This is a genomic window from Flavobacterium salmonis, assembly GCF_903819435.1.
GTDB classification, from domain to species: domain Bacteria; phylum Bacteroidota; class Bacteroidia; order Flavobacteriales; family Flavobacteriaceae; genus Flavobacterium; species Flavobacterium chungangense.
Genome location: NZ_CAIJDP010000060.1, coordinates 508937 through 531539, shown reverse-complemented (window position 1 = coordinate 531539; position 22603 = coordinate 508937). Strand labels below are relative to the sequence as shown.

Below are 22603 nucleotides of genomic sequence, written 5' to 3'. Positions count from 1 at the left end.
ACACATTTATTAATTTAACCAAAAGAATAATTCCCCCTTTTATTCGTAATTATTTACGGATGAAAACCTATTTAAGTCTCAAAGCTGCAAAGTCTCAAAGCTGCAAAGTTTTTAAAAGCCAAAAATTGACAAATTACAAGTCTTTTTTCTTTTTTCTATTCTCTTTTTTCTATTCTCTTTTTTCTATCGCACAGGAGCAGGATTCAACCAAAGTTAATCAATTGGATAATGTATTGGTTTCGGCAGTTCGTGTCACTACAAAAACGCCGGTGAGTTTTAGTAATCTAGACAAAAAAGACATAAAAACCAGAAATCTGGGTCAGGATATTCCAATTTTGATGAACTATCTGCCATCAGTAGTAACGACTTCTGATGCCGGAAACGGAATGGGCTACACAGGAATTCGTGTACGTGGAAGCGATGCTACAAGAGTGAATATTACCATAAACGGAATTCCATATAACGATGCCGAAAGTCAGGGAACATTTTGGGTAAACATGCCCGATTTTGCTTCATCGGTAGAAAGTCTGCAATTGCAGCGTGGTGTTGGAACATCAACAAATGGTTCGGGCGCTTTTGGCGCCAGTTTGAACATGCTGACAGATAATTATGCTACAAAAGCAAATGGTGAAATCTCAAGTTCTTATGGAAGTTTTAATTCGAATAAAAATACTGTGAAATTCAGCACAGGTTTGCTAAACGATCATTTTGAATTGGCCGGACGTTTATCAACTATTAAATCTGATGGATACGTTGACAGAGCAAGTTCTGATTTAAAATCGTATTTTTTACAGGGAACCTATGTTGGTAAAACAACTTTAATTAAAGCATTGGTTTTTGGCGGAACTGAAAAGACATATCAATCCTGGAACGGAATTGATGCCGTAACTTTAAAAAAGGACAGAACTTTTAATTCGATAGGTCAAAAATACAATGACACAGGTGTTTCCGAAGGTTTTTATGAAAATCAAACTGATAATTACCAGCAGGATCATTATCAGCTGCATTGGAGTGAATCATTTTCGGACAAATGGAGCACCAATTTGGCTTTTCATTACACAAAAGGAAAAGGTTATTATGAAGAATATGCAGATGATTGGTATTTTCAAAATGTATTGTTTAGTAACGAAACCTCATTTGATTTTTTAGGATTTACTCCAATAACAGTTGATGGGAAACAAGTAAATTCAACTGATTTAATTCGACAAAAATGGCTGGACAATGATTTTTATGGAACCACCTTTTCAGTAAAATACAAAGAAGAAAAGCTGGATATTATCTTTGGTGGAGGCTGGAACAAATATGAAGGGGATCATTTTGGAAAAATAATCTGGGCAAGATATGCAACCCAAAGTGAACAAGGAGATATTTATTATAATGATTTTTCAACAAAAAAGGATGGGAATATTTTTGCAAAAGCAAATTATCAGTTAACAGACAAATTAAGTTTCTATGGAGATTTACAATACAGAAGAGTGACTTACAAAGCCAATAGTTCTGATACAGGATTAGTAGATGATAAATTCAATGTCTTTAATCCTAAAGCAGGTTTCAACTTTCAAATCAATGCAAAAAACACATTGTATTTCTCTTATGCAAGAGCTAATCGCGAACCAAATAGAGACGATTATGAAGGCGGAAATGTAAGACCGGAAAAATTAAATGATTTTGAGTTAGGATGGAGATTCAATTCAGACAACTTTCAACTCAATACCAATTTCTATTATATGGGATACAAAGACCAGTTGGTTTTAACGGGAGAATTAAACGATGTCGGTTCTCCTCTTCGTGCCAATAGTGGTGACAGTTACAGAGCAGGAATTGAGATTGATGCAACACTAAAGCTTTCAGAAAAATGGTTTTTACAGCCTAATGTTACTTTAAGTCAAAACAAAAATAAAGACTTTTATTTTACAAGAGATGGTGTTTTGCAAAATTTGAGAGAAACCAATATCGCTTTTTCTCCTAATATAATTGCCGGGAATCGTTTGACTTTTATGCCAGTTAAAAGCTTGCAATTATCGTTATTATCTAAATTTGTGGGTGAACAATTTATGGGGAATATAGATTCGGAACTTTCAAAGCTGGACAGTTATTTTGTAAATGATTTTAATGCATCGTTTGAATTCAAAACAAATAAAGTTTTCAAATCAATAATGATATCGGCTTTAGTTAATAATATCTTTAATTTAAAGTACGAAAGTAATGGGTTTTTCTACACCTTCGATGATGATTACTCTAATCCTCCGGCAGTTAAGACTATGGAGGGTGTAGGTTATTATCCGCAGGCAGGAACTAACTTCTTAGTCGGATTGACATTGAAATTTTAAAAAACTAAAATATAAAAGCCTGAAAATTTAAAACTTTCAGGCTTTTATATTTTAGTTATAAACATGAATTATAGTTCCGCTTACTTCAACACGATACTGTATCAGAGGATATTCTTTTCCGCCTAAACCTGTAAACAAGCTGTATTCTGAATCATCACAGGAACAAACTGCATTAATACCGCTAATAGTCATAGCAGTACAAGAAGTTAAGGCCTGATTAGGACACGCTGCATCAAAAGCATTATACCCGCTTCCGGCATTAAAGATAATAACCCCTTTCGCACCATAGCTTGAAATAATAACGCCGTTACTGACATATTTTAGATTAGAGTAAGCCGGTAAGTTCATATCTATTGTAAAATTTACAGGATATTTTGGAATATAAGGGTTTTTATTATTTATATCATTATCACTACACGAAAAAAGTACAGAAACAAATAGTATAAAAAGCGAGAGTTTTTTCATTGTTTTAAAGGGAATTAGTGAGACAAAAATAATTTATTTGCTTTTGAATTCTATATCATTAACATATAATTATGTACTGTAAAAAATAATAGTATATTTGTAATAAGAAAAATCCCGTCCTGATGGGATTTTTTGTATTTATATAAACGATGAAGTTATGAGTAAAGTATCTTATTATACAGCAGAAGGGTTAAAAAAATTAAAAGAGGAGTTGGAACACTTAAAAAGTGTGATGCGTCCAAAAGCATCTCAGGATATAGCAGAAGCAAGAGATAAGGGAGATTTATCTGAAAATGCCGAATATGATGCAGCAAAAGAAGCACAAGGTTTGTTGGAAATGAGAATTTCTAAACTCGAAGAAGTGTATTCTAATGCCCGATTAATTGATGAATCACAATTAGATGTTTCGAAAGCATTGGTTTTATCGAATGTAAAAATCAAAAATCAAAGCAACGGAATGGAAATGAAATATACGCTTGTTGCAGAAAGTGAAGCTGATTTAAAAACCGGCAAAATTTCAGTGACATCTCCTATCGGAAAAGGTTTACTTGGGAAATCTGTTGGAGAAGTAGCTGAAATTACAGTACCAAATGGTGTTTTGAAATTTGAAATCCTTGAAATTTCCAGAGATTAAACCTAAAACAATGAGTTCCATATTCACAAAAATAGTCAACGGAGAAATTCCGGCCTACAAAATTGCCGAAGACGATAATTTTCTTGCATTTTTAGATGTAAATCCAAATGCAAAAGGACACACTCTTTGTATACCAAAACAAGAAATAGATAAGATTTTTGACATAGAGGATGAATTGTATCTGGGTCTAATGAAATTTTCTAAGAAGATTGCAATTGCTTTAGAAAAAACAGTTCCCTGCAAAAGAGTGGGTATTGCAGTTGTTGGTTTAGAAGTTCCTCATGCGCACGTACATCTTATTCCGCTAAATGAAATGGATGAAATGCGCTTTGTGAATAAAGTTTCACTTTCTAAAGATGAATTTGAAGCTTTGGCAAAAAGGATTCAGGCAAATTTGTAATATAGAAAGAAATAAAAATTTAAAAAGTGCAGTTCACTGCACTTTTTTATTTAATGAAATCTGAAACGTAGTTCCTTTGCCAATTTCAGAATGTAAAACCTTAATTTTTCCACTGTGATATTCTTCAACGATTCTTTTGGTTAAAGAAAGTCCTAATCCCCAGCCGCGTTTTTTTGTTGTAAATCCGGGTTCAAAAATAGTTTTGAATTGTTTTTTAGAAATTCCGGTTCCGGAATCCTTTATGTTTATTTTTACATGATGATTGTCCTGCTCAATTTGGAGATCTAAAGTTCCCTTTCCTTTCATGGCATCAATGGCATTTTTTACCAGATTTTCAATAGTCCAGCTATGAAGTATTGGATTAATTAATGCAAAAATAGGTTTACCCGGAGTTTGATACGAAAAGGTAACCTGTTTTGAAAAACGTGATTGTAAATACTCAAAAGTTTGTAAGGTTTCTTGAACAACATCATGGTTTTCAAGAACAGGAACAGAACCAATTTTAGAGAAACGATCAGTAATTGTCTGCAAACGTTCAACATCTTTTTCAATTTCAGATGTGATTGTCTGATCAATTTCTTCAGTTTTTAATATTTCGACCCAACCAATTAAAGAAGAAAGAGGAGTTCCAATTTGATGAGCAGTTTCCTTAGCCATTCCTGCCCAAAGTTTATTTTGAGTAGCTATTTTGGTACTTCTGTAGAAATTATAAATTAAAGCGGCAAACAAAAAAATAATCAATAATAGAGCAATCGGGTAATATTTAAGTTTATTAAGTAATGCCGAATTTCCGTAATACAATTGTTGGTGTTTTCCCGGAGCGTATTCAAAAATAATAGGCTCATTTTCATTTTTTAATTTATTTAAATAGGACTTAAATTTTTCTTTATCATTTAGGATTTCATCAGGAACATTCTTGGAATTAATCACTTTGTCGTACATCACCAACATTACCGGTACTGAAGAATTACTGTTTGTGATTTCCAGAGGCAAATCAAGGTCAGTATATTCATCCGCGTTGATAATGGTTTTTTGCGCATTGGCCAAAATATTCATTTTCAATCGCTCTTCGTTTTTGAATATTTGAAAAAAGGTATAGGTATTCCAAAGTATCAGTGAAATGATTGAAAAGGAAATAAAAATAATAATCCAACGTGTCGTATTTCTGCTTTCAGAAAAATGCATAGGGTAATTTTTGAGCTATAAATATAACGAAATAAACACATTTAATATTTTGTGAATGTTTAAAGATTTTTGTTTTTAAGCCTAAAACTATTTCTTTGGCAGAAACGATTTCTATACTTTTGTATTTGCTGAAACGGGATTCAGTTAAAAAACAAAGAATATGATTAGCATTAATCCAAAAGAGATACCAACAGCAAAATTGCAAGGCTACCTGCAAAGTGCTATTGGCCCGAGACCAATTGCTTTTGCCAGTACAATTAGCGCAAAAGGAATTCCGAATTTATCGCCTTTTAGTTTTTTTAATGTGTTTAGTGCCAACCCGCCAATTTTGGTTTTTTCGCCTTCAAGACGTGTACGTGATAATACGATTAAACACACCTTGATCAATGCCGAAGCTACTCGTGAAGTCGTAATTAATGTGGTCAATTATGATTTGGTTCAGCAAACATCATTAGCCAGTACAGAATATGGCGAGGGAGTAAACGAATTTATAAAAGCAGGATTAACACAAATTCCTTCAGATTTGGTAAAACCGTATCGCGTAAAGGAATCTCCGGTACAGTTTGAATGCAAAGTCACGCAGATTATTCCGCTGGGATCAGAAGGAGGAGCAGGAAACCTGATTCTTTGTGAAGTGGTAAAAATTCATATTCACGAATCCGTTTTAGATGCAAACGGAGTCATTGATCAGCATAAAATAGATTTGGTTTCAAGATTAGGAAATAATTGGTATTCAAGATCGAATCAGGGACTTTTTGAAGTACAAAAACCACTGACAACTTTAGGTGTTGGTGTGGATGTAATTCCAGGTTTCATCAGGGAAAGCCCTGTTTTCAACGGAAATGATCTTGGAAAATTAGGCAATATTGAAGCCTTGCCTACAACAGAAGAAGTTAGTATATTTGTGAAAGAAAATTTTTCTGTTAAGGGAGTTTTAAGCTCCGATGATCAGGAAAAAATACATTTAGAAGCCAAAAAATACCTGAATAATGACGATGTTGAATCGGCTTGGAAAGTGCTTTTAGCAAAGAAATAAGAAACGAAATAATAAATTAATATAGAAGAAGATGGAAGTTATAGGAAAAGTAAAAGTAGTTAATCCGGAACAGCAGGTTAGTGCGTCATTCAAAAAAAGAGAATTGGTCGTGACTACAGATGAGCAGTATCCACAGCATATTTTAGTCGAATTTACACAAGATAAATGCGATTTATTAAGCAGCTACAAGCAAGGTGAGGCTGTGAAAGTTTCTATCAATTTAAGAGGAAGAGAATGGGTTAATCCACAAGGAGAAACCAGATATTTCAATAGTATTCAAGGTTGGAGAATTGAAAGATTAGCACCTGAAGGTCCTGGGCAAACGCCTCCAATGCCAGCTGCAGAAGCTTTTGCTCCGGCAACAAATTTAAACGAAGACGAACCGGACGATTTACCTTTCTAAAAAAGGTTAAATACTAATAATTAAATTCCAAATTCCAAATCATGAATGTGTATTTGGGATTTGGAATTTTATTTTTGAGTTAGTTTTGTCATTTCGACTAAAATGAGAAATAGCACAAGTAACTTCACAAAGAAAGATTATGGAAGTTTGAAATTGCTATTGTTATTGAAATTGATTTTTTAAAATGTATTACGTAGATAAAGATTTATTTTTTCCACCGGTTTCTGAAGCTGATAAAGATGGTATTCTGGCAATTGGCGGAGATTTAAATTCGGAAAGATTACAGTTAGCTTACAAAAGCGGAATTTTTCCATGGTTCAATGAAGGTGAACCCATTCTGTGGTGGTCTCCTGATCCAAGAATGGTTTTGTTTTTAGATGAATTGGTTGTTTCAAAAAGTATGCGTACTATTTTGAAGCGAAATCAGTTTAAAGTTACTTTTAATCAGAACTTTGCAGATGTTATTTCAAATTGCCAAAAGATAAAACGTGATGGACAAACCGGAACGTGGATTTCAAACGAAATGATCGATGCCTATTGCAAATTAAACAAAGAAGGAATTGCAAAATCGGTAGAGGTTTGGCAGGATGATATTTTAGTTGGAGGTTTATACGGAATCGATTTGGGCCATGTTTTCTGTGGTGAAAGTATGTTTTCTAAAGTTTCAAATGCTTCTAAAGTAGCTTTTATAGTTTTGGCGAATTATTTAAAAACAGAAAAGTATAAGTTATTAGACTGTCAGGTTTATAATCCCCATTTAGAGAGTTTAGGATGCCGCGAAATTGATCGTGACGATTTTATGTCTATTTTAAAAAGTAAATAAATGAGTGCTGTTTACATTGTAAAAGAAATTTATATTTATCCGATAAAAAGCCTTGCCGGAATTAGCTGTCAGCAAGCTTTTGCTGAAGAAATGGGTTTTGAAAATGATCGAAGATGGATGCTCATTGACACAGATAATCAACTTATAACTCAAAGAGAATATCCTGTTTTGAGCCAGTTTTATCCTGAAATCTCAAACGGAAAAATCACGATTACTTTTCAGGGTCATGAACATGAATTTTCAATCAGTGAACACTTAGAAGATCAGATTTATACAAAAGTGTGGGATGATAAAAGTTTTGTTTTCGAAGTAAATAAGACGACTTCAAAATGGTTTAGCGAGCATTTAGGATTTGGATGCAAATTGGTAAAAATCATTAAAGCAGGAGATCGCAAACATGAAAGTTCAAGGTCAAAAGAAACATATAATGTGAGTTTTGCAGATGCTTATCCATATTTACTAATCGGGACAAAAAGTTTGGATTTTTTGAATAATAAATTAGAAGAAAAAATAACTGTAAAAAGATTTCGTCCTAATATTGTTATTAGTACTCAAACCCCTCACGAGGAAGATAATTTTGAGCAGTTTAAAATTGGAAAAATTCAGTTTAAAAATGTAAAACCCTGCGGAAGATGTATTATGGTTAACAATGATCCGCAGAATGGTGTTGTAAAAAAAGAACCTCTAAAAACTTTGAGTAAATATAGAAATGTTAATAATTCTGTTTTATTCGGAATCAACATTGTTGGTTTGAATCCCGGAATAATTCAGGTTGGCGATGAAGTTGTTTACTAAAAATACAATTTTGTAAAGCTATAATTCAAAGTATTAAAAAGTACCAGTTCATTTTTTAAGGTTGGTAATTCCAAAATTAATTTTAGTGTTTCGTGTGCCATCATCGTACCAATAATTCCGGGTAAAGTTCCTAAAACTCCGTTGAGGTTGCAATTCGGAACATCTTTTGGATTTGGCATTTCAGGAAATAAATCACGTAGATTTTTACTTCCGTTATGGTTAAAAACAGCTACTTGTCCTTCGAATTTTAAAATACTTCCATAAACTAAAGGTTTTTGAAGTTCAACACAAGTATCGTTTATCAAATAACGAGTCGTAAAATTATCAGAGCCATCAACCACAATATCATATTGCTGGATAATTTTTGATGCATTTTCAGGTGTTAATTTTTCACGAATTGCTTCAACTATTATTAAAGGATTCAGTTTCGAAATAACATTTTTGGCTACAATAGCTTTTTCCTGGCCAATTTCGTTCTCAGTATATAAAATTTGTCGATGTAAATTGTGAATTTCGATAATATCAAAATCCATTATTCCAACAAAGCCTACTCCGGCCGTTGCTATATATTGTAGGATTGGACAGCCTAAACCGCCTGCACCAATTACTAAAACCCGTGCCTTTTTGAGTTTTTCCTGACCTTCATCGCCAATTTCAGGAAGAATCGTTTGTCGGTTATAACGTAAAAATTCTTGTATGATACTCATTATTTGTAAGTCTAAAGTTGAAAGTTAAATTTGGGATAAAAAGATGTGAAAATAAAATAACTGAAAAGAGTCGATTAGATGCTTTTAGACTTTATGACTTTCGACTTTCGGACTAAAATTTTTATCCCAATCTTTCCAAACAGGTTCATAACCTTTTTTAGTAATGACTTCGGCAATTTCTCTTGCAGAACGTTCGTCACTAATTTCAAATTGTTCCAGCGATTGAGGGTCAACAACATACCCCCCGGGATTGGTTTTAGATCCTGCGCTCATGCTTGTTACGCCAATCGGAATAATATTGTTTCTGAATTTTTCGTTTTCACGAGTCGAAATAGAAATTTCAAGATCTTCATTCCATAAACGATAAGCGCAGATTAACTGTGTCAGATCTTTATCATCCATAATAAAATTGGGTTCGATAATGCCTTCAGCAGGGCGAAGTCTCGGAAATGAAACTGAATACTTGGTCTGCCAATATTTCTTTTGAAGATAATCAAGATGTAATGCATTAAAAAAACTATCTGTACGCCAATCTTCCAAACCTAATAAAACGCCCAAACCAATTTTATGAATTCCGGCAGTTCCAATTCGGTCAGGAGTTTCAAGCCTGAAATCAAAATTGGATTTTTTACCTTTTGTATGATATTTTTTGTATACTTCCTGATGATATGTTTCCTGATAAACCAAAACAGAATAAACCCCTGCTTCATGCAAACGTTGGTATTCTTCAGTAGAAAGAGGCTGAACTTCTACAGAAATAATAGAAAATTGCTCTCTGATTAAATCAATTGCATTCAGAAAGTAATTAATATTGACAGTGTAATTAGCTTCACCAGTAACCAATAAAACATGATCAAAACCAAGATTTTTCAAGGCCTCAACTTCGAGTTTTATCTCAGAGTCTAAAAGTGTTTTTCGCTTGATTTTATTATCTAAACTAAAACCGCAATACGTACAGATATTTTGACATTCGTTACTTAAATAAAGAGGAGCATACATTTGAATGGTTTTGCCAAAACGTTTTTTAGTAATTTCATGGCATTCCTGTGCCATTTGCTCTAAATAATTTTGTGCTGCTGGAGAAATCAGAACTAAAAAATCATCAAGATTACGTTTGGTTTTGGACAAGGAATACGCAACATCTTTTGATGAGGTCTGATATATTTTAGATTGAATGGTTTCCCAATCATAATTTTCAAAAACAGATTTGAATGTTTTCATTGTATTGTTTTAGTCATATAAAAAAGCAGTCAACGGACTAGAAGCAACTGCATAATTTTGCTGATTAGCGACTTTAGCCTCAAATGCTTTTCTTCCGGCGATTACAGCTTCTTTAAAAGCTTCTGCCATTAGTTTCGGATTACCGGCGACAGCAATTGCAGTATTAACTAAAACGGCATCTGCACCAATTTCCATAGCTTTTGCAGCATCAGATGGAGCGCCTATTCCGGCATCTACAATTACAGGAACATTACTTTGGTCGATAATAATTTCTAAAAAATCAATTGTTTTTAAACCTTTGTTGCTTCCAATTGGTGAACCTAAAGGCATGACAGCCGCTGTTCCTGCATTCTCTAAATGTTTGCATAAAACAGGATCGGCATGAATATAAGGCAAAACAAAAAAACCAAGTTTTGCAAGCTCTTCTGTAGCTTTTAAAGTCTCAATCGGATCAGGCATTAGATATTTTGGATCTGGATGAATTTCAAGTTTAACCCATTTGGTTTCGAGGGCTTCACGTGCTAATTGCGAAGCAAAAACAGCCTCTTTTGCATTTCTGGCACCTGATGTATTGGGTAATAAATTGATGTTGGGATGCTGTAAATGCGATAAAATAGCATCAGTATCTGTTTCGAGATCAATGCGTTTTAAGGCGACTGTTACCAATTCGCTTTCAGAAGCTAAAATGGCTTCTTCCATTTGCAGGTTTGAACCGAATTTTCCTGTTCCCAAAAATAAACGAGAGGTAAGGATTTTATCTCCAATTTTAAATAATGACGTTTGCATATAATTTGTCGTTAAGTTGTTGAACCAGTTTTTGTTTTTCAGGACTTTTTGTGATCATTCCGGAAACGGCAATGCCATGAATACCTGTTTTTACAAGAATTTCTATGTTTTCTAAAGTGATTCCGCCAATCGCATAAACGGGTGTCAAAATGTTTTGAGTTTTCATTTTATTCAGAATTGAAACATAACCTTCAGCACCTAAAATCGGGCTTAATTTTTCTTTAGTTTCCGTAAACTGAAAAGGCCCTAAGCCAATATAATCGCAGCCGTTTTTAGACTGGATGAGGACATCTTCAAAAGTATTTGCGGTTGCACCAATAATTTTTCTGTTTCCTAAAATAGCTCTTGCTCCTGGAATACTCATATCTGTTAGACCTAAATGCACACCATCTGCTCCAATTTTCTGGGCGAGTATAACATCATCATTAACAATGAAATTTGCCAGGTATTCTTCGCATAAAACTTTTACTGCTTCAGCTAAAACAAATCGTTTTTCAGGAGTTTGATTCTTGAATCGCATTTGTATCCAGTCACAGCCTGCATCCAGAGCCTGATGAATGTTGTATAATTGCTTTTCGGCCGTTTCGCCTTGTGAGATATATTGTAATTTGTTAAACATTATGATGGCCAATTAGAGTTGATGAGGAATTTAAATACTTTTCGATATATACTTTAGCTTCTAAACATGAGGTTTTTAAGTCATAACCCAAAGCTAAATTTGCAGCAATTGCTGAAGACAGAACACAGCCTGATCCATGTTTTGGTTGGAAATTAATCTTAGTGGGCGAGAGTTCTATCAGATTGCTTTTCAGAAATAAATAATCAGTGCCCAAAGCTGTGTGATTGTGACCGCCTTTCAATAAAATAGCAGTTGGAAGTTCATTTTTTACCCAAAGTTTTTCAGAAATAAAATTGGGATAAAGCTGAAGTATTTCCTCATAATTGGGTGTTATTAAATCAATTTTTGACAATGTTTTTTGTAAATCTGCTTGGTTTTCAATTGTTAAAAACTCAAATTCCGTCGAGGATTTTAATACAGTATCCCAAACAATAACTGTACTCGGATTTAATTTTTTAATTAAGGAAACAACTTCATTTAAATAAAAAAAGGAAGGAACAATGCCAATTTTAACCGATTTTATTGAATAGTTTTTGAATAACTTTTTTATAGAGCGTAATACAAAATCAAGTGATGTCCATTCAATTTCGTAGAATTTACAGTCGGTTTGAATTGTATTTGCTGTACTTATAGCTAATCCCTGTACCTGATGCTGTTCAAAAGTTTTAGTATCGGCTAAAATTCCGGCTCCTCCCGAAGGATCTAAACCTGCTATGCTGAGAGCGAAAGGACGATTTTTTGACATAGTTTAAAATTTTTGATTGGATTGGGACTATTCCAGATGGTACCTAAAAGAGCAATATTATCAAAACCATTTTGAAGAGGCTGCTCAATATTACCCGAATAAATTCCGCCTAAAGCAACTATTTTGGTATTAAAATTTTCTCTCTGTTTTATTGCTTCAAAAAGATTGGTTTGTGAACTGTAATTTTTCTTTGAAATACTAGGAAATACAGGACTCAAAAAAGCATATTCAAAAATGTTTTTCAAAGCATTGAAATCTTCAATCGAATGCGTTGAAGTTGACAAGACGAAATCAGATAGCTCAGTAAAATTGATCATTTTTTTTCTTTCTGTTTCTGAAAAATGAATTCTGTTAATCCCAAAGTCAGCTGCAATTTGATGATGATGATGCAAAACCAGATTTTCCCGATATTGATGTTTTATCTGATGAATAAATTTTGCTGTTTCTACTTCTGAAAAATTAGGTTTCCGAATATGAAGCAAAGACAATCCTTCCTCAAATAAAGAATCAATAATCCCTATTTCATCTGCAACAGCAGAAGGATTTGTAATTACAATCATATTTCGTAAAATGTTTTCTGTGAGATGTAAAATGTGAAAATGAATTCTTTTCACATTTTACAAATATCATCTCACATTATATGTAAATCTCTTTCCCTTGTTCAATAAATTCTTCTGATTTCTCCTGCATCCCTTTTTCGGCGGCAGCCACATCACGAATCTCCTGAGATATTTTCATAGAGCAGAATTTTGGTCCGCACATCGAACAGAAATGGGCGACTTTTGCACCATCAGCAGGAAGTGTTTCATCATGAAATTCTCTTGCAGTATCCGGATCTAATGACAAATTAAACTGATCTTCCCAGCGGAATTCAAAACGCGCTTTACTTAAGGCATTGTCGCGATATTGTGCTCCCGGATGCCCTTTTGCCAAATCAGCGGCATGTGCGGAAATTTTATAAGTGATAACACCATCTTTAACGTCTTTTTTGTTGGGCAAGCCAAGATGCTCTTTAGGTGTAACATAACATAACATCGCACAGCCGTACCAACCAATCATGGCAGCTCCAATTGCTGATGTAATATGGTCGTAACCCGGTGCAATATCAGTTGTCAATGGTCCAAGAGTGTAAAACGGAGCTTCATGGCAATGTTCTAATTGCTTATCCATATTTTCCTTAATCATGTGCATCGGAACGTGTCCGGGGCCTTCAATAAAAACCTGCACATCATGTTTCCATGCAATTTTTGTCAATTCTCCCAGCGTTTCCAATTCGGCAAATTGAGCTGCATCATTAGCATCTGCAATCGAGCCAGGACGTAAACCGTCACCAAGAGAAAAAGCGACATCATACTGTTTCATGATTTCGCAGATTTCCTCGAAATGGGTGTATAAAAAGTTTTCTTTATGATGAAATAAACACCATTTTGCCATAATCGATCCGCCACGGGAAACGATTCCGGTAACGCGATCAGCAGTCAGATGAATGTAACGCAATAAAACACCTGCATGAATTGTAAAATACGAAACACCTTGTTCTGCTTGTTCAATTAATGTATCGCGAAATACCTCCCAGGTTAAATCTTCAGCAATTCCTTTTACTTTTTCCAAAGCCTGATAAATCGGTACAGTACCAATTGGAACCGGCGAATTACGAATAATCCATTCTCTGGTTTCGTGAATGTTTTTCCCTGTTGATAAATCCATTATCGTGTCAGCTCCCCAACGGCAGGCCCAAACTGCCTTTTCAACTTCTTCTTCGATGCTGGAAGTCACGGCACTGTTGCCAATATTGGCATTTATTTTTACCAAAAAGTTACGTCCCACAATCATAGGTTCGCTTTCAGGATGATTGATGTTGTTTGGGATAATGGCTCTTCCACAGGCAACTTCTGAGCGTACAAATTCGGGTGTGATTTTGCTTTTTGGGGTATTGGCACCAAAACTGTGACCGTGGTGCTGACATTGCATCGCTTTGGTTTGTTCATTTAAAAGTTCGATTCTTTGGTTTTCACGAATCGCAATATATTCCATTTCAGGAGTGATGACACCTTGTTTGGCGTAATACAATTGTGTTACGTTTGCGCCTTTTTTTGCACGTTTTGGCTGATGTAAATATTCAAAACGCAGATGATTAAGGCTTTCGTCTTTTAGACGGGTTTGTCCGTAATCTGAGGTTATTTCGTTTAGGATTTCGACATCGTTTCGTTCTAAAATCCAATTTTCACGCAGTCGCGGAAGCCCTTTTCGAATGTCGATTTCAATATTTGGGTCAGTGTAAGGTCCTGAAGTATCGTAAACGGTTACGGGTGGATTTTTTTCAATTCCGCCATTTGAAAGTTTCGTATCGCTTAGAATTACCTCGCGCATGGCGACTTTTATGGGATGAATTTCACCATTTATGTATATTTTCTTAGAGTTCGGAAATGGAGTTCTGGATATTTGTTCTTCCTGATTCATTCTTTTTAGATTTGAATTACTATTGTTATTTTGATTGAAAATTTAAATTTCTCTTAGCCGTTTTCTGCCAGGGATAGAAGTGTAAAGCCCGTAAAGGAGAAAACCGTAAAAAACAAGGAGTAAAAAAGCGACCAGCGGAAGCTTTTTTATGACTATGTTTTTGTGGTTGACGACTGCGGACTTGTAATGGATAGCCCGTTCGTGCAGCCTAATTATCCTCCCTGAGTGGCAGAAATAATCAGGATTTCGTCAGTTTCGGATACAAAGTGTTGACTCCAGTTTATTTTTGGAACAACGGTATTGTTAATGGCAACGGCGATTCCGTTTTGTTTGTTTGGAATTTCGAGATCGAGCAATGATTGAACGCTAAGCGATTCAGCATTGAATTGTTTGATTTGTTGGTTGATTTTTAGTTCCATTCCTTTTGAATTTAGTGTATAGTGACACGTTAGGAATGGCTACAATTTCGCATAAAAATGCGTGAAGAAGTCATCTTACTTTTCCCTACGCTAGTATGAACTAGATCAGGTTCAGAGGGTAAAATCTCAGCCTGCGCGATGCAGACACCCCTAAAGTGTGAAGCAAATATAGGTTTTTTTTGTTTGAAAGTTTAAAAAAGTTTCAAGTTTCAGGTTTCATGTTGTTTATGTAAACTGAAAATTTTGATGTTTTATTTTGTTCTTGTCCAGCAATCTTCGGCGTGATCATTGACCATTCCGGTGGCTTGCATGTGTGCGTAAACTACTGTTGAGCCTACAAATTTAAAGCCTCTTTTTTTTAAATCTTTACTGATTTCGTCAGAAAGCGGAGTAGTAGCGGGAACGTCTTTTGAGGTTTTTGGATGGTTTATGATTGGTTTTCCGTTAGTAAATTTCCAGATATATTCTGAGAAACTTCCAAATTCATACTGAACTTTTATAAATGCCTGTGCGTTTGAAACGGCCGCTTTTATCTTCAGTTTATTTCGGATTATTCCGGTATTCTGCAGTAATTCTTCGATTTTTTCTTCAGAATAATCGGCAATTTTTTTATAGTCAAAATGATCAAAAGCGATTCTGAAATTTTCTCTTTTGTTTAAAATGGTTATCCAGCTTAATCCAGCCTGAAAAGTTTCAAGAATTAAAAATTCGAATAGAGTAGGGTCATCGTAAACGGGAACGCCCCATTCTTCGTCATGGTATTTTTTATATAAATCGCTGGAAGTGCACCAGCTGCATCTTAGAGGATTTTGTGTAACCATTGTTATTAATTTGGAACATTTTTGTTTTCGTCCTTTTCCAGATATTTTTTAATCAAATGATGTCCAAGATAAATTAAGGGAGTTAGTAACACGGCAACTGAAAGTTTAAAAACATAACCCGTTAATCCTGAAGAAATGTAAGTGTCAAAATCAATTTTTCCCGGAAGCCAAAAAGCGATTCCAAGTACTATAAAAGAGTCAAATAACTGTGAAATTACTGTTGATCCGGTTGCTCTAAGCCATATTTTTTTTTCTCCGGTTTTTCTTTTAAAAAACCAAAATATCCAAACGTCTATTAATTGAGATACCATAAAGGCTATTAAACTACCGACAATAATCCACATACTTTGCCCAAAAACTGCTTGAAATTGTTCATCATTTACCGGACTTATTCCTTTTGCAGCGGGAATTACTATAGCCATAAATAATATTAGAAAGGCATAAGCTATTAAGCAGGCTGTTATGAAAGAAAGTTTTTTAACGCCTTTTTCGCCAAAATATTCATTGATTAGATCTGTGGTTAGAAAAACAATTGGCCAGGGTAAAATCCCGATGCTCATTACGAATGGTCCAATCTGAATTAATTTTCCTCCAATAAGCTCAGCTACAACAGCATTAGTTATAAAAATTCCTGCCAGAATTACAAAAACGATCTCTTTTTTGGTTTTAAACATAAACTTATTATATAGATTCAGATTATCAAAGTTACTTATTTAAGTGAAATTAATTTAATATCCTTCATCAAGAATTATTTCGTTTGTTGTTTTTTCTTTTTCAAAGCTTGCTCTCGGATGATTTACATTTAAGAATTCATTAATAATCATCTCATACTTTTTTTCTAGTTCATCTTCATCATTTATAAAAATCATATTGAATGCTTTAAAAGCCAATGGGTTTATTTTTTTATTTTCGTTTATGAAGGCTATTGTATACAATTGTTTTTTTTGTAATTCAATTTCATTGCTTTTTCTTTTGATTTCATAAAAATAAAATGAAATTTCGTGATTGTTCTTTTCAATTATTTTGTTTTCTAATAAGGAAATAGAATCATTTTTAGATAAATTTTGAAAATTTACAACTGCAGATTTCGAAATTTCTTCCTCTGTAAAATTTATTTGGTCTTTTTTATTTTGATTTAACAACAAATTGATGGTTGCAAATTGTGTTTTGGGGTTTTTCAAAAACGCTTCAATTTCTGAATTGCTTAATTTGTTATGAATGATTCCTAATCTGGCTAATTCTATATTTAATTCCGGAATATCAAGTTTTTTTATTTTTTTAATGATTTCTTTTACAGCATTGTCGTCAGCATAATTGTATATTAAATTGGTATAATTTATTAAATCAGCTAATGACTCTGTAGGCTCAGTGTAGTCGATTAGCTCTTCGGATTCTAAAGCATCATCATTTACCTTGTTTTTTTGATTCCAGCTTGCAACTCTTTTGTATTCGAGTTTTGTGTTGGTGAGGATTATTTTTTTGAATGCTTTTATTTTATTGACAGATATTAATTTCTTTTCCAATAGTAAATTGCAGAAATCAATGATGGGTTTATTATATTCTTTTATGCTGTAATACTGAAAAATTTCAGGAAATAATTCCTTACTGTTTTCGGGGTCACTTTGAAAGAAATAAAAAAGACTTGTTATTTCGTATTGATTATCTGAAACAGGCAAATCATATTCTAGCAATTCATTTATTTTTTTGTATCCTGCTTTTGATTTTTGAAGTGCAATGCTTTTTAGAATACTAATCTGTACATCAGTTTTGGTTGATTCTTTTTTATAATAATTTTCAAGAAAAGGAATCACTCTGTTATCATTTATCTCACCTAATTTTTCTACAAGTGCAGCAATAGCATCTGCTTCATTTTCTTTAAAATTAAAAGTGTTTATGAAATTAGTAATGTTTTCAAAATCATCTTTTGTAATGTCCAGATTGTTTATTGATTTTAGAGCAGAATAACGAATGGTATCTTTTTCGCTTTTGGCATCTTCTATAAAAAGCTTCACCTTGTCTTCATTAGCTTCATTTTTTATGTTTTTTGCTAAAGCCAGAGAATTAAAAGTCTTTTCTATGAATGAATCATCGTTTTTGTAGTTTTTTTCTACCAGCGTGCTTAGTAAGTAATAAGTATTGTTTTTATAAAGAGCCTTGTATTTAATAGCCTGAACCGCATCAGGTTTAGACACTAAAGCATTGATAATATAACTGTTTTCTTCTTTGTTAAAAGTGGTGTTTTCACTTATGAATTCATACTTATCTTTTTTGTCAGACAGTATTTTATCCCAAAGTGATTTTGAAAACCCTTTCTTTTCATATAATTCAGTTTTTAATAATGAATTTGTATTTGCGTATGCTTCATCTTCATCTTGATCATAATAATCTTCGTCATAGTTACTTTCAAATTGTTTTAAGAACTCTTTTTTAAGCTTATTTTGGATAGAATCAATGGGTAAGTTACGTTCATATTTGTGGTATTTGTAATATTGAAGATTTATTTTTTTACCGGTTTCGGAGTTGAAAACCTGAAATTGATTCACTTCTCTAAAAGCATTTTTTGCTTCATATTTTTTTGCATTTAGTTTTAAAAACAAATTTTCATTTTCTTTTTCAGGAATTTCTATTGTATAATTTGCGGTGGAATCGATTAATATTTTTGTTTTTGATTTATAATCAAAAGGTTTGATCAAAAACGAATTAAAGAATCGGTTTGTATTTGTCTCTGATGCATTTACCGTTCCCAGTAAATAATATTTATTTCCCGCAACTAATGTTTTTAATTTTAGATTTCTTTCTCCAATTTTAGCCGAAGAAACAAAAGAGTTATCGATTTTATTATAATGAGTGTTCGTAGAATCCTGATTATGCTGTAAATAAAACTGGTAATGGATCTGTTTTTGTTCGTACTCGGAATTTTCTAATATATGAGTGTCGTTTAACGTTTTTTCCTTTAAAAAATAATACCCTTTTTCCTGATTATCATATCCCTGAATATCAACATTGGTTCCTTTTTCGACACTATTTCCAAAAACAGAATTAAAAAAAGGAACTTCTATTTCAAATCCGCCTTTTACCGCTTTTATCTTCTCCCATTCATTTTTAAAAGGTTTTATCTTTATATTATCAAAAACTTCATTTTCATATTGACGAACATAATTTGCAGGACCTGTCATAGAAACAGAAATAATTTCTAATGGAGTTATGTAAAATTTTGAGTGCTGGCTATTGCCCGTTTTAGTAATATTTTTTATATCATATCCTGAATAATTCGTTTGTTCAAAATATTTTTTCTCAATAATATCTCCGGCTATTTTTTCGAAAAACAAACTGTCCAATGACTTAGCGTTGTATCGAATGTCATCACTTTTCAGGAAATAATTTAATGGAATTCTTTTAATTGTTACAGCGCCGCCATTAGTAAAATCCGGAGATTCTAAAATTTCATTTTCTTCTATTGTAGTTTTGTATAATGGCATTTGCACCATTTTGTCCCTTGTATTCGAAGAAACAAAATTAGGGTTGGGAAAATAGGCTTCAATTGTCTTTTTCTGATTTTTCCCATTATCCGTAAAAATGTCTATTATGGGTTTTACTGTGTAGCCTTTGAGTCTTAAAAGCTCAATAATGCCATCATTTCCTGCCAGATGTGCTGCTCCTACAGCAGAAAATAAACTTCCTGTTTTGGCAATAGAATCAATACTGTTGGTCATGATTTTATTGCGGTTTACAATAAGCGCATCGTGGGCTTTTTTTGAAAACATCAATTTATAGATAGAATCCAGCATCACAATATCTTTTTCTCTGTAGTACTCCTTAAGAACCTCTGTCGGGTTTCTGTTTTTTAGAATTTTTGTTAAGGCGACTTTATTCTCTTCTTTTGGTTTTGCATCTTCATCAGCTATCTGAAGAATAGAAAGCATGGATTCTTTTGCATTTTCCAGACCCACAATTCTTTTTTTGTATTTTTTACCGGTTTGAAATATAAACATATCTAAGACTGTATTTTCTTGAAAATCGGCTTGTTCTCCTTCTACACCAGACAGCATGCTTCTGAAAAAGCGAGCATTATCATTATTAAAAATGGTTTTTATATCCTCTTTTGTTGTTGGCAATAAATAGAATTCTGTATAAAATTTGGTATACAGATTATAATTATTATCGTTTTTCATCAGGCTATTCAGATCAGTCCAAGTCTCGGGATTGCTCTCATTAGCGACAATATCAGAACCTAAAAGATTTTTGAAAAAGGAGTCAGACAAATGAAAAGAGACTTTATCATTAACATGCATTGTGCCATATAAGTAAGAGTTTTTGCTTAATCCGTTGCCGGATATTTCCCAAAATAAGCTTTTGTTTTGAGCCTGAACAAATGAAGTTGTCAATAATAAAATAAAAAGTAATTTTTTCAATGGGATAGGTTTAATGGTTTTGATAAACAAATATAGAATAGAATAAGGGCAAATTGTTTATGCATTTAATTTTTTCTATCTTTAATAGAATTGATTTCTTAAAACTAAAAGGATTTTTGCGGATGTTAAAAATCACTTCGGATTGGTAAATTTTGGATACTTTTGAAGTATTACTAATTCAAAATAACAATATGAAAAAATTAATATCAATTTTTCTCATGGGAACAGCTTTTTTTGCGATAAATGCACAAAACAAAGGAGATAATCCTTTGCTTAAAAAATGGACAGGACCTTACGGAGGTGTACCAGCTTTTAATGAATACAAGGTTTCGGATTTTAAACAGGCAATTGAATTTGCTATTCAGGAAAAATTAAATGAAATTGATGCCATTGCCAATAATCCAAAAGCACCGACTTTTGATAATACAATTGCGGCCTTAGAGCGTTCGGGAAAAACGATGGATCAGGTTTCTACTGTTTATGGGATTTACAGATCGAATTTAAGCAGTACTGAATTTAGTGCTATCGACAGAGAAATGTCACCTAAATTTTCTGAGTTTAGTGACAAAATTAATCAGAATAAAAAATTATTTACAAGAGTTGAAACGCTTTACAATGCTAAAGAAAGTAAAAAATTAACTAGTGAACAACAGCGTTTAATTTGGTTGTATTATACCAATCTTGTTCGTCAGGGAGCAAAATTAAACGATCAGGATAAAGAGAAAGTAGCGGCAACAAACAAAGAACTCGCATCGCTTTTTACCCGTTTTAGTCAAAATTTATTAGCAGAAGAGCAAAATCAATACGTAGCACTGAAAACAGAAGCTGATTTTGACGGTTTGCCAAATGAAGTAAAAAATGCCGCTATTGCTGAAGCAAAAGAAAGAAAAATAGATGCTTTAGGATGTGTAGCGAACACACGTTCTTCAATTGAGCCGTTTTTGACTTTTTCTACTCGCAGAGATTTAAGAGAAAAAGCATTCGATATTTTCGTAAAAAGAGGAGATAACGGAAACGCTAATGATAATAATACAACCTTGGTTTCTATTTTAGAATTAAGAACTCAAAAAGCAAAACTACTTGGTTTTCCAACTTTTGCTCACTGGAGTTTATCAAATAAAATGGCAAAAGATCCTCAAAAAACGTTGGATTTAATGATGTCAGTTTGGGAACCGGATGTAGAAAAAGTACATCAGGATGTTGCTGAAATGCAGAAAATCGTAGATGCTGAAGGAGGCAAATTCAAAATTCAGCCATGGGATTACCGTTATTATGCTGAAAAAGTCAGAAAAGCAAAATATGATTTGGATCAAAATGAGGTTAAGCCTTATTTGCAGTTAGAAAATCTGCGAGAAGGTATGTTTTGGGTTGCCGGTGAATTATTTCATTTAAATTTCAAACAAATTACAAATGTACCTGTTTATCATCCTGATGTACGTGTTTGGGAAGTAAGTAATAAAACTACAGGTAAAATAGTTGGGTTATGGTATTTTGATCCGTATGCTCGTGCGGGAAAGCGTTCTGGTGCCTGGATGAATGCATATCGTAATCAACAAAGATTAGATGGTGATGTACTGACAATTGTATCGAATAATTGTAATTTTATAAAAGGAGCTGAAAACGAGCCAATTTTAATTTCATGGGATGATGCTTCGACTTTATTTCATGAATTTGGCCATGCGCTTCACGGATTATGTTCAAATGTAACCTATCCAAGTTTAGCAGGAACAGCTGTGGCAAGAGACTACGTTGAATTTCCATCTCAATTGTTAGAACATTGGTTGGCTACTCCTGAAGTATTGAATAAATTTGCATTGCACTATAAAACAAATCAGCCATTGCCTAAGGCTTTAGTAGACAGAATTGAAAAAGCGGCTAATTTTGGTGAAGGATTTGCTACTGTAGAGACGATTTCAAGTTCTTTAATAGATATGAAACTGCATTTAGCTACAACAACTATCGATCCTCATAAATTTGAAAAAGAAACGTTAGATGCACTTCATATGCCGTCAGAAATTGTAATGCGTCACCGCATTCCGCAATTCGGGCATATTTTTTCAGGAGATGGTTATTCTGCGGGATATTATAGTTATTTATGGGCAGATGTCATCAATGCTGATGCGTGGGAGGCTTTTACTGAAGGAAAAGGAGCTTACGATAAAGAAATAGCTAAAAGACTTTATGATACTGTTTTTAGTGTAGGAAATACTATTGATCAGGAAAAAGCTTATGAAAACTTTAGAGGGAGAGCTCCTAAGTCAGATGCTTTAATGCGAGCCAGAAATTTTCCTCTTATTGGTAAAAAGTAAAGTATAAATTGTCAAAAATAAAAACGGTCCGAA

General features: G+C 33.4%; 21 protein-coding genes and 1 riboswitch. Of the genes, 8 read left to right on the top strand and 13 right to left on the bottom strand.

Annotation, left to right across the window (positions count from 1 at the left end):
- Nucleotides 1-59: 59 nt before the first annotated feature.
- On the top strand, nucleotides 60-2330 hold the full coding sequence (locus FLACHUCJ7_RS07070) for a TonB-dependent receptor (protein WP_180908406.1): 2271 nt from the start codon (nucleotides 60-62) through the stop codon (nucleotides 2328-2330).
- A 51-nt stretch (nucleotides 2331-2381) separates the two neighbouring features.
- Here FLACHUCJ7_RS07070 and FLACHUCJ7_RS07065 read toward each other — a convergent pair whose 3' ends face one another.
- Nucleotides 2382-2795 (bottom strand): Rieske (2Fe-2S) protein, encoded by a 414-nt coding sequence (locus FLACHUCJ7_RS07065; RefSeq protein ID WP_180908405.1) that lies wholly within the window; start codon nucleotides 2793-2795, stop codon nucleotides 2382-2384.
- A 157-nt stretch (nucleotides 2796-2952) separates the two neighbouring features.
- Between FLACHUCJ7_RS07065 and greA the strand changes: the two genes are divergently transcribed.
- Both greA and FLACHUCJ7_RS07055 read left to right on the top strand, forming a co-directional pair.
- Entirely contained in the window at nucleotides 2953-3429 is a 477-nt protein-coding gene (gene greA / locus FLACHUCJ7_RS07060; RefSeq protein ID WP_031454382.1) for a transcription elongation factor GreA, read from the top strand.
- A 10-nt stretch (nucleotides 3430-3439) separates the two neighbouring features.
- Nucleotides 3440-3829 (top strand): HIT family protein, encoded by a 390-nt coding sequence (locus FLACHUCJ7_RS07055; protein WP_078227964.1) that lies wholly within the window; start codon nucleotides 3440-3442, stop codon nucleotides 3827-3829.
- 33 nt (nucleotides 3830-3862) lie between these two features.
- Here the strand turns inward: FLACHUCJ7_RS07055 and FLACHUCJ7_RS07050 are convergent, their stop codons facing one another.
- Nucleotides 3863-5014 (bottom strand): sensor histidine kinase, encoded by a 1152-nt coding sequence (locus FLACHUCJ7_RS07050; RefSeq protein WP_078227217.1) that lies wholly within the window; start codon nucleotides 5012-5014, stop codon nucleotides 3863-3865.
- 160 nt (nucleotides 5015-5174) lie between these two features.
- On the opposite strand from FLACHUCJ7_RS07050, the gene FLACHUCJ7_RS07045 reads away from it, so the two are divergent.
- The 4 genes from FLACHUCJ7_RS07045 to FLACHUCJ7_RS07030 all read left to right on the top strand — a co-directional run bounded on the left by FLACHUCJ7_RS07045 (nucleotide 5175) and on the right by FLACHUCJ7_RS07030 (nucleotide 8071).
- Nucleotides 5175-6050, top strand: a complete 876-nt coding sequence (locus FLACHUCJ7_RS07045) for a flavin reductase family protein (protein ID WP_180908404.1) — start codon at nucleotides 5175-5177, stop codon at nucleotides 6048-6050.
- Nucleotides 6051-6081: 31 nt separating this feature from the next.
- Entirely contained in the window at nucleotides 6082-6453 is a 372-nt protein-coding gene (locus FLACHUCJ7_RS07040; RefSeq protein WP_031454386.1) for a DUF3127 domain-containing protein, read from the top strand.
- Between the two features lie 184 nt (nucleotides 6454-6637).
- Nucleotides 6638-7276, top strand: coding sequence for a leucyl/phenylalanyl-tRNA--protein transferase (gene aat / locus FLACHUCJ7_RS07035; RefSeq protein WP_078227220.1), 639 nt, complete (start codon nucleotides 6638-6640; stop codon nucleotides 7274-7276).
- Nucleotides 7277-8071 carry an MOSC domain-containing protein gene (locus tag FLACHUCJ7_RS07030; protein ID WP_180908403.1) on the top strand — a complete coding sequence of 265 codons (795 nt, stop codon included), beginning with the start codon at nucleotides 7277-7279 and terminating at the stop codon, nucleotides 8069-8071.
- Here FLACHUCJ7_RS07030 and FLACHUCJ7_RS07025 read toward each other — a convergent pair.
- The 11 genes from FLACHUCJ7_RS07025 to FLACHUCJ7_RS06975 form a co-directional block, all read right to left on the bottom strand.
- Nucleotides 8068-8778: a HesA/MoeB/ThiF family protein gene (locus FLACHUCJ7_RS07025; protein WP_180908402.1), complete on the bottom strand. Its 711-nt coding sequence runs from the start codon at nucleotides 8776-8778 to the stop codon at nucleotides 8068-8070. The genes FLACHUCJ7_RS07030 and FLACHUCJ7_RS07025 overlap by 4 nt on opposite strands.
- A gap of 84 nt (nucleotides 8779-8862) precedes the next feature.
- Nucleotides 8863-9999, bottom strand: coding sequence for a 2-iminoacetate synthase ThiH (gene thiH / locus FLACHUCJ7_RS07020; RefSeq protein WP_078227223.1), 1137 nt, complete (start codon nucleotides 9997-9999; stop codon nucleotides 8863-8865).
- Nucleotides 10000-10008: 9 nt separating this feature from the next.
- Nucleotides 10009-10785: a thiazole synthase gene (locus FLACHUCJ7_RS07015; protein ID WP_180908401.1), complete on the bottom strand. Its 777-nt coding sequence runs from the start codon at nucleotides 10783-10785 to the stop codon at nucleotides 10009-10011.
- Entirely contained in the window at nucleotides 10766-11404 is a 639-nt protein-coding gene (locus FLACHUCJ7_RS07010; protein ID WP_180908400.1) for a thiamine phosphate synthase, read from the bottom strand. The genes FLACHUCJ7_RS07015 and FLACHUCJ7_RS07010 overlap by 20 nt, the downstream gene beginning before the upstream one ends.
- Nucleotides 11397-12149: a hydroxymethylpyrimidine/phosphomethylpyrimidine kinase gene (locus FLACHUCJ7_RS07005; RefSeq protein ID WP_180908399.1), complete on the bottom strand. Its 753-nt coding sequence runs from the start codon at nucleotides 12147-12149 to the stop codon at nucleotides 11397-11399. Before FLACHUCJ7_RS07005 ends, FLACHUCJ7_RS07010 begins: the two co-directional genes overlap by 8 nt.
- Nucleotides 12116-12709 (bottom strand): thiamine phosphate synthase, encoded by a 594-nt coding sequence (locus tag FLACHUCJ7_RS07000; RefSeq protein ID WP_180908454.1) that lies wholly within the window; start codon nucleotides 12707-12709, stop codon nucleotides 12116-12118. The genes FLACHUCJ7_RS07005 and FLACHUCJ7_RS07000 overlap by 34 nt, the downstream gene beginning before the upstream one ends.
- Before the next feature lie 76 nt (nucleotides 12710-12785).
- Nucleotides 12786-14609 carry a phosphomethylpyrimidine synthase ThiC gene (gene thiC / locus FLACHUCJ7_RS06995; protein WP_180908398.1) on the bottom strand — a complete coding sequence of 608 codons (1824 nt, stop codon included), beginning with the start codon at nucleotides 14607-14609 and terminating at the stop codon, nucleotides 12786-12788.
- A gap of 212 nt (nucleotides 14610-14821) precedes the next feature.
- Nucleotides 14822-15028: a sulfur carrier protein ThiS gene (gene thiS / locus FLACHUCJ7_RS06990; protein WP_078227229.1), complete on the bottom strand. Its 207-nt coding sequence runs from the start codon at nucleotides 15026-15028 to the stop codon at nucleotides 14822-14824.
- A gap of 65 nt (nucleotides 15029-15093) precedes the next feature.
- Nucleotides 15094-15190: riboswitch (TPP riboswitch) on the bottom strand.
- Between the two features lie 89 nt (nucleotides 15191-15279).
- Entirely contained in the window at nucleotides 15280-15849 is a 570-nt protein-coding gene (locus FLACHUCJ7_RS06985) for a DNA-3-methyladenine glycosylase I (RefSeq protein ID WP_180908397.1), read from the bottom strand.
- Between the two features lie 5 nt (nucleotides 15850-15854).
- Nucleotides 15855-16523: a queuosine precursor transporter gene (locus FLACHUCJ7_RS06980; protein ID WP_078227231.1), complete on the bottom strand. Its 669-nt coding sequence runs from the start codon at nucleotides 16521-16523 to the stop codon at nucleotides 15855-15857.
- 54 nt (nucleotides 16524-16577) lie between these two features.
- The gene (locus tag FLACHUCJ7_RS06975) at nucleotides 16578-20261 is read right to left on the bottom strand and encodes a TraB/GumN family protein (RefSeq protein WP_180908396.1); all 3684 of its coding nucleotides are present in this window, start codon (nucleotides 20259-20261) and stop codon (nucleotides 16578-16580) included.
- Between the two features lie 191 nt (nucleotides 20262-20452).
- On the opposite strand from FLACHUCJ7_RS06975, the gene FLACHUCJ7_RS06970 reads away from it, so the two are divergent.
- Complete coding sequence (locus FLACHUCJ7_RS06970; protein WP_180908395.1) at nucleotides 20453-22570, top strand: M3 family metallopeptidase; 2118 nt, start codon at nucleotides 20453-20455, stop codon at nucleotides 22568-22570.
- The last annotated feature ends 33 nt before the right edge of the window (nucleotides 22571-22603 follow it).